The organism is Planomonospora sp. ID91781 (genome assembly GCF_015711595.1).
Taxonomy (GTDB): Bacteria; Actinomycetota; Actinomycetes; order Streptosporangiales; family Streptosporangiaceae; genus Planomonospora; species Planomonospora parontospora.
The window spans coordinates 1,930,110-1,943,867 of sequence record NZ_JABTEY010000001.1 but is presented as its reverse complement, the minus strand read 5'-3'; the positions used below and the strand labels follow the sequence as shown (position 1 = coordinate 1,943,867).

At 74.7% G+C, this 13,758-nt stretch carries 13 protein-coding genes; 3 read left to right on the top strand and 10 right to left on the bottom strand.

Going from position 1 to position 13,758, the window contains the following annotated elements; translation table 11 throughout:
- Positions 1-11: 11 nt before the first annotated feature.
- From HS048_RS09010 to HS048_RS08970, 9 genes are read right to left on the bottom strand one after another with little or no spacing between them, the layout of a single operon-like run.
- Entirely contained in the window at positions 12-428 is a 417-nt protein-coding gene (locus HS048_RS09010; protein WP_231647149.1) for a pilus assembly protein TadG-related protein, read from the bottom strand.
- Positions 425-868 carry a TadE/TadG family type IV pilus assembly protein gene (locus HS048_RS09005; protein ID WP_196466677.1) on the bottom strand — a complete coding sequence of 148 codons (444 nt, stop codon included), beginning with the start codon at positions 866-868 and terminating at the stop codon, positions 425-427. Before HS048_RS09005 ends, HS048_RS09010 begins: the two co-directional genes overlap by 4 nt.
- Positions 865-1,335, bottom strand: coding sequence for a pilus assembly protein (locus HS048_RS09000; protein ID WP_307832396.1), 471 nt, complete (start codon positions 1,333-1,335; stop codon positions 865-867). Before HS048_RS09000 ends, HS048_RS09005 begins: the two co-directional genes overlap by 4 nt.
- A 34-nt stretch (positions 1,336-1,369) precedes the next feature.
- Positions 1,370-1,639 (bottom strand): Flp family type IVb pilin, encoded by a 270-nt coding sequence (locus HS048_RS08995; protein WP_230880783.1) that lies wholly within the window; start codon positions 1,637-1,639, stop codon positions 1,370-1,372.
- Complete coding sequence (locus HS048_RS08990; protein WP_196466676.1) at positions 1,636-2,622, bottom strand: type II secretion system protein; 987 nt, start codon at positions 2,620-2,622, stop codon at positions 1,636-1,638. Before HS048_RS08990 ends, HS048_RS08995 begins: the two co-directional genes overlap by 4 nt.
- 29 nt (positions 2,623-2,651) lie before the next feature.
- A complete protein-coding gene (locus HS048_RS08985) occupies positions 2,652-3,539 on the bottom strand; it encodes a type II secretion system F family protein (protein WP_068895181.1) in 888 nt (295 codons plus the stop codon).
- Positions 3,536-4,837, bottom strand: a complete 1,302-nt coding sequence (locus HS048_RS08980; RefSeq protein ID WP_196466675.1) for a CpaF family protein — start codon at positions 4,835-4,837, stop codon at positions 3,536-3,538. The genes HS048_RS08985 and HS048_RS08980 overlap by 4 nt, the downstream gene beginning before the upstream one ends.
- Before the next feature lie 52 nt (positions 4,838-4,889).
- Positions 4,890-5,987: a hypothetical protein gene (locus HS048_RS08975; protein WP_230880782.1), complete on the bottom strand. Its 1,098-nt coding sequence runs from the start codon at positions 5,985-5,987 to the stop codon at positions 4,890-4,892.
- Between the two features lies 1 nt (position 5,988).
- On the bottom strand, positions 5,989-6,693 hold the full coding sequence (locus tag HS048_RS08970; protein ID WP_230880781.1) for a hypothetical protein: 705 nt from the start codon (positions 6,691-6,693) through the stop codon (positions 5,989-5,991).
- Positions 6,694-7,039: 346 nt separating this feature from the next.
- On the opposite strand from HS048_RS08970, the gene HS048_RS08965 reads away from it, so the two are divergent.
- A complete protein-coding gene (locus HS048_RS08965) occupies positions 7,040-7,396 on the top strand; it encodes a hypothetical protein (protein WP_196466673.1) in 357 nt (118 codons plus the stop codon).
- A 168-nt stretch (positions 7,397-7,564) separates the two neighbouring features.
- Positions 7,565-12,427, top strand: coding sequence for an FtsK/SpoIIIE domain-containing protein (locus HS048_RS08960; protein ID WP_196466672.1), 4,863 nt, complete (start codon positions 7,565-7,567; stop codon positions 12,425-12,427).
- Positions 12,428-12,524: 97 nt separating this feature from the next.
- Here HS048_RS08960 and HS048_RS08955 read toward each other — a convergent pair whose 3' ends face one another.
- The gene (locus HS048_RS08955) at positions 12,525-12,797 is read right to left on the bottom strand and encodes a WXG100 family type VII secretion target (RefSeq protein WP_068894494.1); all 273 of its coding nucleotides are present in this window, start codon (positions 12,795-12,797) and stop codon (positions 12,525-12,527) included.
- A 156-nt stretch (positions 12,798-12,953) separates the two neighbouring features.
- On the opposite strand from HS048_RS08955, the gene HS048_RS08950 reads away from it, so the two are divergent.
- Positions 12,954-13,694 (top strand): SDR family NAD(P)-dependent oxidoreductase, encoded by a 741-nt coding sequence (locus HS048_RS08950; protein WP_068894493.1) that lies wholly within the window; start codon positions 12,954-12,956, stop codon positions 13,692-13,694.
- The last annotated feature ends 64 nt before the right edge of the window (positions 13,695-13,758 follow it).

Genomic DNA, 13,758 nt, shown 5'->3' with positions numbered 1-13,758 from the left:
GCGCATTCGGTCTAGGTCTGTTCGCCGATGTCGGGACCGGCGGTGACCGAGGCCTCCATCGCCGAACCCGGGAAGCCGAGCGCGGCCAGGAAGAACGCCTCCCAGCGGACGGAGACGGTCACCTCCACCTGCTCGCCACCGGGTTCGCACGCGACCAGCTCGACGTCGCCGCCGCCGTGCGCGGCGACGATCTCCCGGGCCTCGCCGCAGACGGCGTCGCCCTCCAGCAGCCGGGCCTGCCCGGTCTCCCGCAGGTGCTCGACGTCGATCCGGTCGGCGGCGGCGCGGGCGGCCTGCTCGGCGACGTCGGCGGCCCGCAGCCGCGCGTTGATCGCGGCCCCGCCGTCCACCAGCAGCCCGGCCAGCAGGAAGACCACCGCGGAGAAGAGCACCGTGAAGACCGCCATCGACCCCCGGTCCCCGTTCACTCCTCCACCCGCCTGAACTGCTCCAGCGGGACCACCGAGTCCCCGCTGACCTCCTTGGCCGCGCCGAAGCCGAGGAAGCCCAGGTCCAGGGAGCAGGTCACCTCGACCCTGACCTGCCCGCCCGCCTCCCAGCCGTCGTCGGACACCTCGACCGAGGGCTCGCACTCGCCCTCCAGCGACGCCCCGGCCGCCTCGGCGGCGGAGGCCTGCGCGTCGGCGCGCGTGCGCTCCACCGACGCGGCCCGCGCCGCGTCCCTGGCCGCGCCGTTGACCTCGCCCTGGGCCTCCACGAGGCGTCCCGCGCCGACCAGGAAGAGCAGGAAGAGCAGGAACACCGGGGCGAGCAGCACCGTCTCGGCCGAGAGCGACCCGCGTTCACCCCCGTACCGGCGGCTCTCGGCCGAGAGCGATCCGCGTCCGCCCCCGTACCGGCGGCTCACTGGCAGTCCTCGCCGCCGTCGTCGGGGCGGAAGCACTCGACGGGACCTCCGAATCGCGCGGTGACGGTGAACGTGGTGGACGGCAGCAGCGGGACGACCTGGACGGCGGTGGCGGTGATCTCGACTCCGCGCCGGTCGCCCTCCTCCCAGGCCGTGGCGGTGGCGCCGGAGAGCAGTTCCGGGCCGACCGCCCGGAGCACCTCAGCGGCCCGCGCCTCGGCGTCCTGCTGCCAGGAGTCGGTGTCGAGCCGGGCCAGCCGGGCTCCTTCGCGTGCGGCGGCGTCGGCCACCTGGCGGCCGTGGAACCAGAGGGCGAACTGCACGACGAGCAGGATGACGACCAGCACCACCGGCATGATCATCGCCAGCTCCACGGCGGTGGCGCCCCGCTCCCGGCCACCGCCTCTCCGGGCGCCGTACGGCCGGGCCCGCCGCTCCGGATCGCGGGAGACCGGATCACGCCGCACCGGATCACCGGGCGGCCGGTGCCCGGGCGGCCGGTCACGGCTCGGTGGAGCCACCGCCGCCACCTCCGGTGTCCCCGCCGCCACCGCCGCCGCCGCCGAACTGGTCGGAGATCTCCGCCTGCTTGTCCTGGACCAGGGTCCTGATGAGCGTGGCGAGGCCGAGGGCGACCCCGGCGATGATCGCGGTGATGATGACCCACTCGACGGCCGAGGCGCCGCGGGTGGGGGCGCTGCGCGCCCTGTCGATGCGCACGTTCAGCAGGGCGACCGTGTAGACGATCCACGGATGGTTGATCATGGTCATGACCCCAACATCTTCATAGCGGCCGGGAAACTCAGGAAGATCACGAAGCCCGCGCAGAGCAGGAGCTGGGCGACGAGCATCGACTGGGACCGCTCCCCCGCCTGGCCCTCCACCTCGGCGAGCTCACGCCGGCGCAGGGTGGCCGCGCGGGCGGTCAGGGAGGCGCGGACCTTGGCGCCGTCGTCGGCGACCAGGCCGAGCGCGGCGGACAGGTCGCGCAGCTCGTCCACGTTGATCTCGTCGCCGAGCTGGCCGAGCGCCTGCCACGGGGTGATGCCGACGATCCTGGCGTTGCCGAGCGCCTCGCGGATCCGGGCCATCGCCCAGTTCGCCCCCTCGCCGGAGTCGGGCGCGCCCCCGGGGCCCCCCGCGCCCCCGGCGCCGGGCGCGCCGGACGCCCCCGGCGTGCCGACGGAGACCGCCATCATCAGCGCCTCGGGCACGCCGCGCCCACCGGCCAGGTTCATCGCCACCAGGTCGAGGAAGGCGCCGACCACGTGCCGGAAGTCGCGGCGCATCCGGGCGGCGTCCCGCCTGATCTGCAGGTCGGGCAGGAAGAAGAAGACCACGGCGACGGCGAGCGCGGCCCACAGCGGCACCGTCGGCGAGACGCCCCACCCCATCAGCGCCAGCCAGCCGGCCAGCAGCGGGAAGGCCAGCAGACCGGAGGCGGACAGCAGCGCCTTCGTCGCCAGGAAGCCCTCGAAGGACTTGCCCAGCAGCGCCAGGTCGGCCCTGGCGGAGCGGACCTCCCAGCCCCGGGCCGCGTAGAAGCGGGCCAGCCGCACGCCCAGGCCGCGCCGGAACGCGCTGACCTCCTCGTCGGGCAGGACCAGCTGCATCCGCGGGGCGTCGGTGCCCTCCCGGGCCGCGTCCAGCGCCAGCAGCCGGGTCACCAGCCCCGGCCGCGCCGGGAACAGCGCCCGGACCAGCAGGAACAGGCCGAGGCCGAGCACCCCTCCCGCGAACAGTGCCTCAGTCATCGCGCCCCCCGCCTCCCGCGAGCAGTGCCTCAGTCATCGCGCACCTCGCCTCCGGTGGACAGGCCCAGCAGGCGGGCGGGTTTGTCGAAGCGGGCCAGGCGGCGCATCCAGGCGAACCCGGCGCCGAAGAAGGCCGCGACCACGACCAGGACGGCCTGGCCGAGGGCGTCGTCGTACTCGGCGACGTAGTCGGGGTTGAACACCACCAGCATCGCCGCGAAGGCGACCGCCGTGCCGACCACGATCTGCACGCTGCGCCGGGTGGAGCGGCGCTCGGCCTCGACCCGGCGGCGCATGTCGAGCTCCTCGCGGGCCGAGACGGCGAGCGCGCCGAGCACGTCGCGCAGGCCGGGACCGCGGAGCCGGGAGTTGAGGATCAGCGCGGCCACCACCAGGTCGGCGGAGGGGTCGTCCAGCTCGTCGGCGAACAGGCGGAGCGCGTCGGGCAGCGGCATCCGGGTGTGCAGGCGGTCCACCAGCCCGCGCAGGTGCGGGCGGAGCGTGGGCGACGCGGCCCGGATCGACGACGGGATCGCCTGCTCCAGCCCGGAGGCCCCGGCGATGGTGTCGCGCAGGGACTCGGTCCAGGCGGCCAGCCCCTCCAGCCGGTGCATCGCCGTGCGCTCCTCGGCCGCCCCGCCGGACAGGCCGCGCCAGCCCAGGGCGAGGAGTACGGCGCCGGCCGCCATCACCGGCCACCCCGTCACCAGGAGCACCGCCACCCCGGAGATCGCCCCGGCCGCCGTCCGGGTGGACAGGGCCCGGAGGAACTCGCGTCTGGCGGCCTTCCGGCCGGGGGCGGCGGGCCGGGGGCGCACGCCGTACAGGGCGAGGCCGAGCAGGAACAGGCCGCCGCCGACCGCCGCCCCGGCCAGCAGCGCCAGCGGGTCGAACAGCCCCGGCGGGACGGGGATCATGCCCACTCCCCGGGGTCGTAGCCGTGCCGGGCGAGCTCCTCCAGGCAGGACAGCGGCGCGTGCGGCAGGACGCGGCCGTCCGGGGCCGCGGCGAAGACCTCCGAGGAGAGCACCCGGCCGTCGACCCCGGCCACCTCGCGCACGCTCGACACGAAGCGCCGCAGCGTCCCGCCCCTGGCGTACTCGTTGCGCTTCTCGATGAAGACCACGAAGTCGATCGCGCCCGCGATCAGCATGTGGGTCGCGTCGATCGGCAGACGCTCGGCGGCCTGCAGCGCGTAGGTCGCGATCCGGTTGAAGACCTCCATCGAGGAGTTGGCGTGGATGGTGGAGAGCGAGCCGTCGTTGCCCTGGGTCATCGCGTTGAGCATGGTGACGATCTCGTCGCCGAGGACCTCGCCGACGATCACCCTGGAGGGGTTCATCCGCAGGGACCGGCGGACCAGCTCGGCCATGCTGATCTCGCCCTGGCCCTCGGAGTTGGGCAGCCTCTGCTCGAAGGCCACCACGTTGGGGTGGAGCTCGGGGAACTGGTCGAGGCCGAGCTCCAGCGCGCGCTCGACGGTGATCAGCCTCTCGTGCGGCGGGATCTCGTTGGCCAGCGCCCGCAGCAGGGTCGTCTTCCCGGCGTTCGTGGACCCGGCGATCATGATGTTCTTCCTGGCCGCCACGGCGGCCGACAGGAAGCGGCCCAGCTTCGGGGTGAGCGTGCCGTTGCCCACCAGGTCGCTGAGGAAGACCTTGCCCAGCCGGGCGCGGCGGATGGAGATCGACGGGCGGACCGTCACGTCCATGACCGCCGAGAGCCGCGAGCCGTCCGGCAGCCGCAGGTCCAGCTGGGGGTTGGCGGTGTCGAACGGCCTGCTGGACAGGCCGCTGTAGGCGGCGAGGACCTGGATCAGCTCGACCAGCTCGTCGTCGGACTCGGCGACCGGCTCCCCCATGAGCTCCTGTCCGTCGGCGTAGCCGATGAAGACCCGGTCGCAGCCGTTGATGTCGATGTTCTCGACCTCGGGGTCGTCCAGCAGCGGCTGGAGCCGGCCCACGCCGAAGAGCGCCGCGTGGATGCCGGAGGCGAGCGCCTCCTCCTCCTCGGCGGTGGGCGGGGTGCGGCCGACGCCGATCTCACCGCGGGCGTACTCCTCCAGCACCTGCGCGATCAGTGCGCGGGCGAACTGGCGCTCGTCCTCTCCGGTCATCGGGGGCAGGCCGCTCGCCTGGTCCAGCCGCCGCTGGTGGGCCAGCCGGTCGCCGACCTCCTGCCGGAACCGCTTCACCAGGGTGTGGTCGATGCTCATGCGACCCCCTCCGTCGGCCGCGCGGGTGCCGCCGCACCTCCGGTCGGCCCGCTCACGTGCCCTCCTCCCGCCATCCGGCCGGTGCGGGGTACGGGGTCGGGGCGCCGTTCGGGGCGGGGGCCTCGCCGTACGGGCCGGGGGCCGTGCGGGGAGCCGCGGCGGCCGGGCCGGTGCCGTGGGCGGCCCCCAGGCCGGTGCCCGGGAGAGCGCCCGGGACCGCGCCCCGGAGGGTGCCGGTTCCGGGATCCCGGTCGGGAGAGGTACGCGGCGCCGCGCCGGGGATCGGGCGGTGCGGCGCGTTCGGGGCCGCACCCGAGATCGTGGCCGGGACCGTTCCCGGTGCGGAGGCGGCGCCCCGGATGCCGGGCGGGGCCGTTCCCGGTGCCGGGACGGCGGTGCTCCGGGCCTCGCGCGGGGCCGTCTCGGCGGCCAGGCGGCCGGCGAGCTCCCGGGCGGTGCGGATGAGCAGTGAGCGGTCCAGGCGGCCGCCCCACTGGCCCCGCAGCAGCTCCGCGCCCTTGGGGTCGTGCGCCAGCCCCGCCACGAAGGCGACGTCCTTGCTGGTGGCGGCCACGATCCGGCGGACGTCCTCGATCGTGCCGCGGTACTGGCGGGGGTCGGCGATCACCACGACCCCGACCCGCGCCCCCCGGGGCATCACGTGCAGGCGTTCGCGCAGGTGCGCGACGTGGTCCAGGCTCCCCCGGGTGAACAGCACCACCAGTCCCGCCTCGGCGATCAGCTCCCCCAGCTCCGGGTGCCCGCCCAGGCGCCCGCAGTCGGCCAGCACGTCGGCACCGGGCAATGCGGCCAGCGCTCTGCCGAGCGGCCCCCAGAGCCAGGTCAGCCCGGCCGCCTGCTCCCCGTGGGTGAGGCCGGCCAGCACGTCCAGCCCGCCGACGATCTTCTGGGTGTGCTCGTGGATCAGGGCCGTCGTCAGGCCGCGGCGGGCCGTGGCCCCGAGCGTGAGCAGCCCCCGCCCGGGGTTGAGCACTCCCCCGTCGGCGGCCGGCAGCCGGTAGGCGACGTCCCCTCCCGCGGGGTCGCACTCGGCCAGCAGCACCGGGCGCGGCCAGACCGCGCCGAGCGCCGTGGCCGCCGTGGTCACGCCGGGCGCTCCCTTGTCGGCGGCCAGCACGATGAGCGCCACGTCAGCGCGCTCCCGGCAGCTCGGCCAGGGCGATCTCGCCCCGGGCGGCGTAGGTCACGACCGTGGGCGAGATGGTCGCGTCCACGATGATCGTGATCTGCCCGGCGGAGCCGTTCCGGCCCGACGAGCCGACGCCGTGGACGAGCGCGCTCTGCGCGAGGATCCGCCCGGCCGCGGCCTCGGAGTCCCCGCCCCGGCCCGGCACGTGGACGACCTGGACCCGGTCGCCGGGGCGCAGCGTGCCGGGCAGCTGGCCGGGCTTGAGCGCCAGCCCCACCTGGGCCTTGCCCGGACCCAGCTCCTCGCTGGAGGACAGGACCATCTCCCTGGTCAGCAGGGTGCCCGGAAGCAGGGTGACCCGGGCGAAGTTCTCGGCGACGCGGGCGCGCTCGGCGTAGGGCACGTACCCGATGCCGGTGTCGGCGATCTGCACCTCCCGCATCGCGGTCTGGGCGATGGGCTGCCCGGTGCCGACCTGCTGGACGATCTGGATCGCGGAGACCCGGTCGCCGCTGCGCAGCACGAGCAGGGTGGTGGCGAGCGCGCCGCCCAGGATGAGCAGTACGGCGAGCGCCGCGAGCGCGGGCTTGCGCTCTCTGGGGGAGACGGGCAGTTTGCGTGACGCCGGTCCCGACAGGGTGCCCGCCGGAACAGGCCGGTCGGCGTTCGCCGGCGCGCGGCTGGATGGCTTCTCGCTCGTCCTCATGGGCGTGGGGGCTCCCAGAGTGATCATTTTGTGGGTTACTGATCGAATTTACGCCATTATGCGCACCTTGCCGATGTCCCGTGGGGCAAAAGCGAGGACCAATGCTCGTTTGGTAGGAACGGGTTTGTCAATGGAGATCCACTGAAACCTTACGCTTCCGGCAGGTGACATCTGACTTATCCGGATGATAAGGACAGCAACAAATCCCGATAACAACCGTCACAATGGTTTCAGCCGTCATTCGGCCCACGGGCCGGACGCCTTCACACCCTCGGGATCGGCGGTTGTGCACCGCTTTTCGCGGTGATTCATCCTGAACCAGTTCAAAAAGTGGCACTCTGGAGGCATGGGAACGTGGTTCGGGCGGATCCCGCCGGGCTCGGGACGGTTCCGCCTCGCCGTCCGGAAGGCCGCCGCACGGTTGCGCCGCGGAGGCGTCCGGACGCCCTGGCGTCCGCCCGTCGTCCGGGTCACCGAGCGGACCGCCGTGCGCTTGCACCGGGCGGCGGCCGGACTGGCCGAGGCCACCTCCGAGGTCAACGCCTATGCGGAGCTGCTGGAGGAGAAGGCCCACGAGCTGCGGGTCCGGGCCCGCAACCGGGAGCGCGCGCCGGGTCCGCCCGCTTCCCGGGAGTTTTCCACCGAGTTTTCCACAGGCCGGCCTGGCTGCTCCCCAACTGACGGGAGGCTCCCATCGCGGTGACGCCCCACATGAACCGCCATAACAACTCGGCATCGACCGGTGGTTATCCACAGGTTGCCGCGTTTTCCACATGCTGCCCCCGAGGCCGCACTTCTGCCGCGAACACCCCTTCCCCTGCCGTTCCCAGTCATTAGGTTTGGGCGCAGGGCCGGACCGAGGAGAGCGGCGATGCGGATCATGCTCACCGTGCTCAGCGAGCACGCCGACCGGGACGTCCTGGTCGAGGCCGACGAGTCGACCACGGTCGCCCGGCTCGCCGAGGCGCTCGCCGGGCAGCCTCCGGGCGAGCGCTCCGGCAACGTGGTGCGGCTGACCCGCACCCGGGCCCCCTACGGCCTGGGTCGCGCCGGCGCCGGGGCCGCGCCCCCCGACCTGTGGCTGGACGGCCGGGTCCTCCCCGCCGACGCCCCCGCGCTCGGGCTCCTGCGCGACGGCGACCTGGTCACCCTGGACCGGCGCCTGGCCGTCTCCACCTTCGCCGAGGAGCCCGCCGGCATCGTGGAGATCCGGGTGTCCGGCGGGCCCTGCGCCGGGTCCGTGCACCGCCTCGGCTTCGGCGTGCACACCATCGGCTCCGATCCCGCCTGCACGGTGGCCCTGCGGGATCCCTCGCTCCCCGGGCGGGCCGCCGTGGTGCGGCTCACGCCCGACGCCATCACGGTGGAGCCCGCCGTACCCGGCGCCGCGGGGCCCGCGCTGGACGGCGAGCCGGTGGGGGAAGCGGTGGACTGGCCCGAGCACGCGGTGCTCACCTGCGGTTCCTCGGTGCTGACGCTGACGGCCGTCGAGCCGCCCGACGCGCACCTGGACGACCGGCCCGACGGCGGGCTCGCCTACAACCGGCCGCCCCGGATCCGTCCCCCGGAGCCCGCACGGCGGCTGGAGGTGCCGGTGGAGCCCCGGCGCGCCGAGGGCATGCGACTGCAGCTGCTGACCGCGTTCCTGCCCCTGGTGCTGGGCGTGGGCGTGGCCTGGGCGCTGCAGATCTGGTACTTCCTGCTGTTCGCGCTGCTGAGCCCGACGATCATGATCGGGCAGTGGTGGAGCGACCGGCGGCACGGCCGTAAACGGCACCGGCAGCAGATGAAGGACTACCGGGAGCGCCTGGCCGTCTTCGAGGCCGAGCTGGAGCGGGCCCGCGCCGCCGACGAGGCCGCCCGCCGCGCCGCCGCGCCCGACCCCGCCGAGGTGCTGCTCACCGCGACCGGCCCGCGGCGCAGGCTCTGGGAGCGCCGCGACCACGACCCCGACGCCCTCCGCCTCCGGGTCGGCCTCGCCGAACTCCCGGCGGCGCTGGAACTCGTACCGGAGCGCGGCGCCCCGCCGGACTCCCCGCTGCCGGAGCCGCCGGCCTGCCGGGCGGTGCCGGTGGCGCTGGCCATGCGGCGGCTCGGCGTGGCCGGTCTGACCGGCCCGAGGGAGACCGTGTCCGGCCTGGCCCGCTGGCTCGTCGGCCAGGCCGCCGCCCTGCACAGTCCGCGCGACCTGGCGATCGTGGTGCTGTCCGCGCACGGCGACGGCGAGGAGCGGTGGAACTGGGTGCGCTGGCTGCCGCACTGCGCCCCGCACGGCGGCGAGGACTGCCTGGCGCTGGTCGGCGCGGACCCGGAGGCCGCGGCCCGCCGGGTCGCGGAGCTGACCACTCTGATCGACGAGCGCCTGGGCGAGGGCGACGGGCCGCTCAGACCCGCCGCTCCGCGCGTCCCGTCCGGCTGGGGCGGTCTCGGCGGCGACTCCGCCGATCCGCCCCGCTACGACGAGCGCCCCTACGACGTGCTGGTCCTCCTGGACGGCGCGCGGGTGCTGCGCGCGCTGCCCGGCATGCCGCAGGTGCTGCGCCAGGGGCCCCGCGCGGGCGTCCACACCCTGGCCCTGGACGACGAGCAGCGGCTGCTGCCCGAGGAGTGCGCCACCGTCGTCCAGGCGGGCGCGGACGGCCGGCTCCGGCTGCTCGGCGGCGGCATGGAGAGCCTCGGCGAGATCCTGGCCGACCAGGTCCCGGCCTCCTGGTGCGACCGGCTCGCCCGCTCGCTGGCCCCGATCCGCGACGTCAGCCGCGACGAGGCGGGCACGGCGCTGCCCGGCTCCGCGCGCCTGCTGGACCTGCTCGGGCTCCCGTCCGCGGGCCCCGCGGGCTCGCCGGACCCGCTGGGCGGCAAGATCCTGGCCGGGCGGTGGGGCCGCTCCACGGCGGCGGTGATCGGCGCCGGACCGGACGGCCCGTTCTCCGTCGACCTGAGCCGCGACGGGCCGCACGCCCTGATCGCGGGCACCACCGGCGCGGGCAAGTCGGAGCTGCTGCAGACCCTGATCTGCTCGCTCGCGGCGGCCAACCGGCCGGACGAGATGACGTTCGTGCTGATCGACTACAAGGGCGGAGCGGCCTTCAAGGAGTGCGTACGGCTCCCGCACACGGTCGGCATGGTCAGCGACCTGGACGGCCACCTGACCCAGCGGGCCCTGGCCTCCCTGGCCGCCGAGATCCGGCGCCGGGAACGGCTGCTGCTGGCCGCCGGGGCCAAGGACATCGAGGACTACCACGCGCTGCGCGACGCCCAGACGGCCCGCGCGTCCCGCGACCTGCTGGTGGCGGGCGGCCCCTCCCCGATCGGCGCCCCGGCCGGGGCATCGGCCGGATCCCCGGTCACGCCGCTGCGGGGGCGGGGCGGCGGCCCCCTGGCGCCGCTGCCCCGGCTGGCGCTGGTGATCGACGAGTTCGCGGCGATGGTCAGCGAGCTGCCCGACTTCATGACCGGGCTGGTGGACATCGCCCGGCGGGGCCGGTCGCTGGGCATCCACCTGATCCTCGCCACCCAGCGGCCCGGGGGCGTGGTGACCGCCGACATCCAGGCGAACACGTCGCTGCGGATCGCGTTGCGGGTGACCGAGGCCGCCGAGTCCACCGACGTCATCGGCACCCCCGACGCGGCGCACATCTCCAAGTCCACGCCCGGCCGGTGCTACGTGCGGTCGGGGACGGGCACCCCGGTGGCCGTGCAGACCGCGCGGATCGGCGGGCGGAGCCCGGCCGCGAGCGAGGCCAGGACGCGGGTGACGGAGGTCGGCTGGCGGGCGCTGGGACATCCCCCGGCCGCGCCGGAGGCCGGACCGGAGGGCGCCGCCGCCACCGACCTGTCGCTGCTCGTCGACGCCCTGGTGGACGCGGCCCGCGTCGCCGGGATCCCCGAGCAGCCCAGTCCCTGGCTGGAGCCGCTCCCCGGCCTCGTCGTGCTCCCCGGTCTCCCGGACCCGTCCGGCATTCCGGGTCTTCCGGATCATCCGGATCGCTCGGACCGCTCGGATCATCCGGATCGCTCGGACCGTCCGGACCGCTCCGATCGCTCGGGCCTCTCCGGCACCGGCGGGTCCGGCCGGACGGGCGGAGTGCGGGGGGCGGCGAGGACGTCCCGGGACGTGGCCGGCGGCGCGCCGCCGTACCGGGCGGGGAGCGAGGAGGTGCCGCCGCTGCCGTTCGGGGTGACCGACCTGCCGTGGGCGCAGGACCGGCGGGCGCTGACGCTGGACCTGCCGCACGGCGGGCACCTGCTCGTCGCCGGTACGGCTCGCAGCGGCCGGTCCACCGCGCTGCGCACGCTGGCCGGGGCGATCGCGGCGGGCGCCTCCCCGCAGGACGTGCACCTCCACGCGATCGACTGCGGGTCCGGGGCGCTGCTGCCCCTGGTGGCGATGGCGCACTGCGGCGCCGTCGTGACCCGGGACCAGCTCGACCGGGTCGAGCGCCTGCTGACCCGGCTGCGGGCCGAGGTGGGGCGGCGCCAGCAGCTGCTGGCCGAGGCCGGATACGCCTCCCTGGCCGAGCTCCGGGCCGCCGGGGGGACTCCACGACTGCCCTGGATGGTGCTGATGCTCGACCGCTGGGAGGGATTCGTCGCCGCGTTCGAGGGCTACGACTACGGCCGGTTGATCGACTCGATGCTGCAGCTGCTGCGGGAGGGCCCGGCGGTCGGGCTCCGGGCCGTGGTGACCGGCGACCGGTCCGCGCTGATCGGGCAGATCTCCACGGTCTTCGACGACCGGCTGGTCCTGCGCCTCGCCGACCCCGCCGACTACGGCCTGGCCGGGCTGCCCGTCAAGGACCTGCCCGCCTCCCTCGGACCCGGCCGGGCGCTGTCCATGGGCGAGCACGGCCTGACCGAGAGCCAGATCGCCCTGCTCGACGACGACCCCTCCGGTCCCACCCAGGTCGCCGTGGTGCAGTCGCTCGCCCGCACGGTGCCCGCCAGGTTCCCCGGCACGGCCGGAGCCGGGGGGCCGGACGAGATCGCGGGGGGCGTCGGAGAGGTCTCCGGGAGGCCCGGTACGTGGATCTGGGACGGCGAGCCGCCGCTGCGGGTGGACCCGCTGCCCACTCGGATCACCGCGGCCCAGGCGATGGACCTGGTGCCGTCCTTCGAACCGTCCTCCCCCCTGTGGGCGCTGCTCGGCGTCGGGGGCGACTCGCTGACGCCGCTCGGCGTCGACCTGCTCGCCCAGGGCCCCGGTGCGGTCATCGGCGGCCCGCCCCGGTCCGGCCGCTCCTCCGCGCTGCTGACGGCCGCCCGGTCGCTGCTCTCCCGGGGCACCCCGGTGGTCCTGGTCACCCCCCGGCGCAGCCCGCTGCGCACCCTGGAGGGCGTCGAGGGGGTGCTGGCCGTACTCGACGGCAGCGGCGACCTGGGCCAGGCGGTCGCCGGCCTGGAGCGCTACGTCGTGCTGGTCGACGACGCCGAACTGGTCTCCGTCGACAGCCCGCTCGGCACGGCCCTGGAGCAGGTGCTGCGCACCGGGCGGGACGGCGAGCACGGCTTGATCGTCGCCGGCGCCACCGGCGATCTGACCACCGCCTACCGGGGATTCGCCGCCGAGGCCCGCAAGTCCCGCACCGGGCTGCTGCTCTCGGTCCAGAGCCCCGCGGACGGGGACCTGTTCACCGTACGGCTGCCGCGCGGCGCGGTCGGCGGCCCTCCGGGACGGGGTCTGCTCCTCACCCTGGGCACGGTGACCCCGGTGCAGACGGCACTGCCGGGGTGAGGCGCCGTGGGCGATGAAACGCCACGGCGCCGCCCCGGCAGCAGTTCAGTGCCAGGGCGGCGCCGTGGCCGCGCGGATCACTGCGTGGCGGCGCGGGTCACTGCGTGGCGGAGTGGATCTGGCTGCGGTAGGACTTGATAACCCTCGATGCCTCACCGAGCTCTTCCGCCATGCGCTCGAAGGCGACCCTGTAGTTCTGCCATGCCTCGCCGAACCGCTGGGCTCCCGGACCGGTCCAGGCGACGCCGACCTTGCTCGCCTCGTTGTTCAGGGCGGCCACGATTTCCCGCACCTGGTCAGCCCTCTGCTGGAACTGGCCGGCCATGGCCTCCATTTCCTCCAGGTTGCCGCCGACCATGGGATGACTCATGCCGTCTCCTTCGGGGTCAGTATCAGGGGGACACTAAAACAAACTCACGGTACGCGCATGGATCACTCGCTATCAGCTTTATACCTATCGGTTATGATCTCCGCCAGCTATCGTTGCTGTTTTTATTGACTTATGCATATATGAGGGACTATCGCAATGCGTGAGATCGTGGTGACCGGTGGAGGGACCGGGATCGGTTACGCCGTCGCGGCGGCCTTCGTGGCCCAGGGCGACCGGGTCACCATCGCCGGGCGGCGGGAGCACGTGCTCAAGGAGGCCGCCGACCGACTGGACCCCGGCCGCACCGGGCTCGTCGCCGCGGTGGCCTTCAACGCGGCCAACCCTGTCGCCGTGGGCGAGGCGCTGGACAGGCTGCCGTCCCGGGTGGACGTACTGGTCAACAACGCGGGCGGGAACACGGACCTGGACCGCCCGGCCGACGACGGCGACCTGATGGACGTGGCCGAGGGCTGGTGGGCCAACCTCAACGCCAACCTGATGTCGGCCGTACTGGTCACGAGCGCGTTGATCCCCCGGCTCGCCGACGACGGCCGGATCGTCACGATCGGCTCGATCGCGGCCCGGGGCACCGGGTCCGGCTCGTACGGCGCGGCCAAGGCGGCCGTGGAGGCGTGGACCGCCGACCTGGCCGCCGAGCTCGGCCCGCGTGGCGTCACCGCGAACGTCGTCTCCCCCGGCCTGGTCGTGGACACCGAGTTCTTCCGGGGCCGCCTCACCGAGGAGGGGGTCCGGCGCCGGGTGGAGAACACCAGGAACGGGCGCGCCGGCACGCCCGAGGACGTGGCGGAGACCGTGAGATTCCTGGCCTCTCCGCAGGCACGCCACCTGACCGGACAGGTCGTCCACGTCAACGGCGGTGCTTATCTCGGCCGTTGAGCGGTCCCCGGCAAGACCTGGACATCAGGAGACGCTTACACTCCCTGGAGGCTCGCAGCCGCCT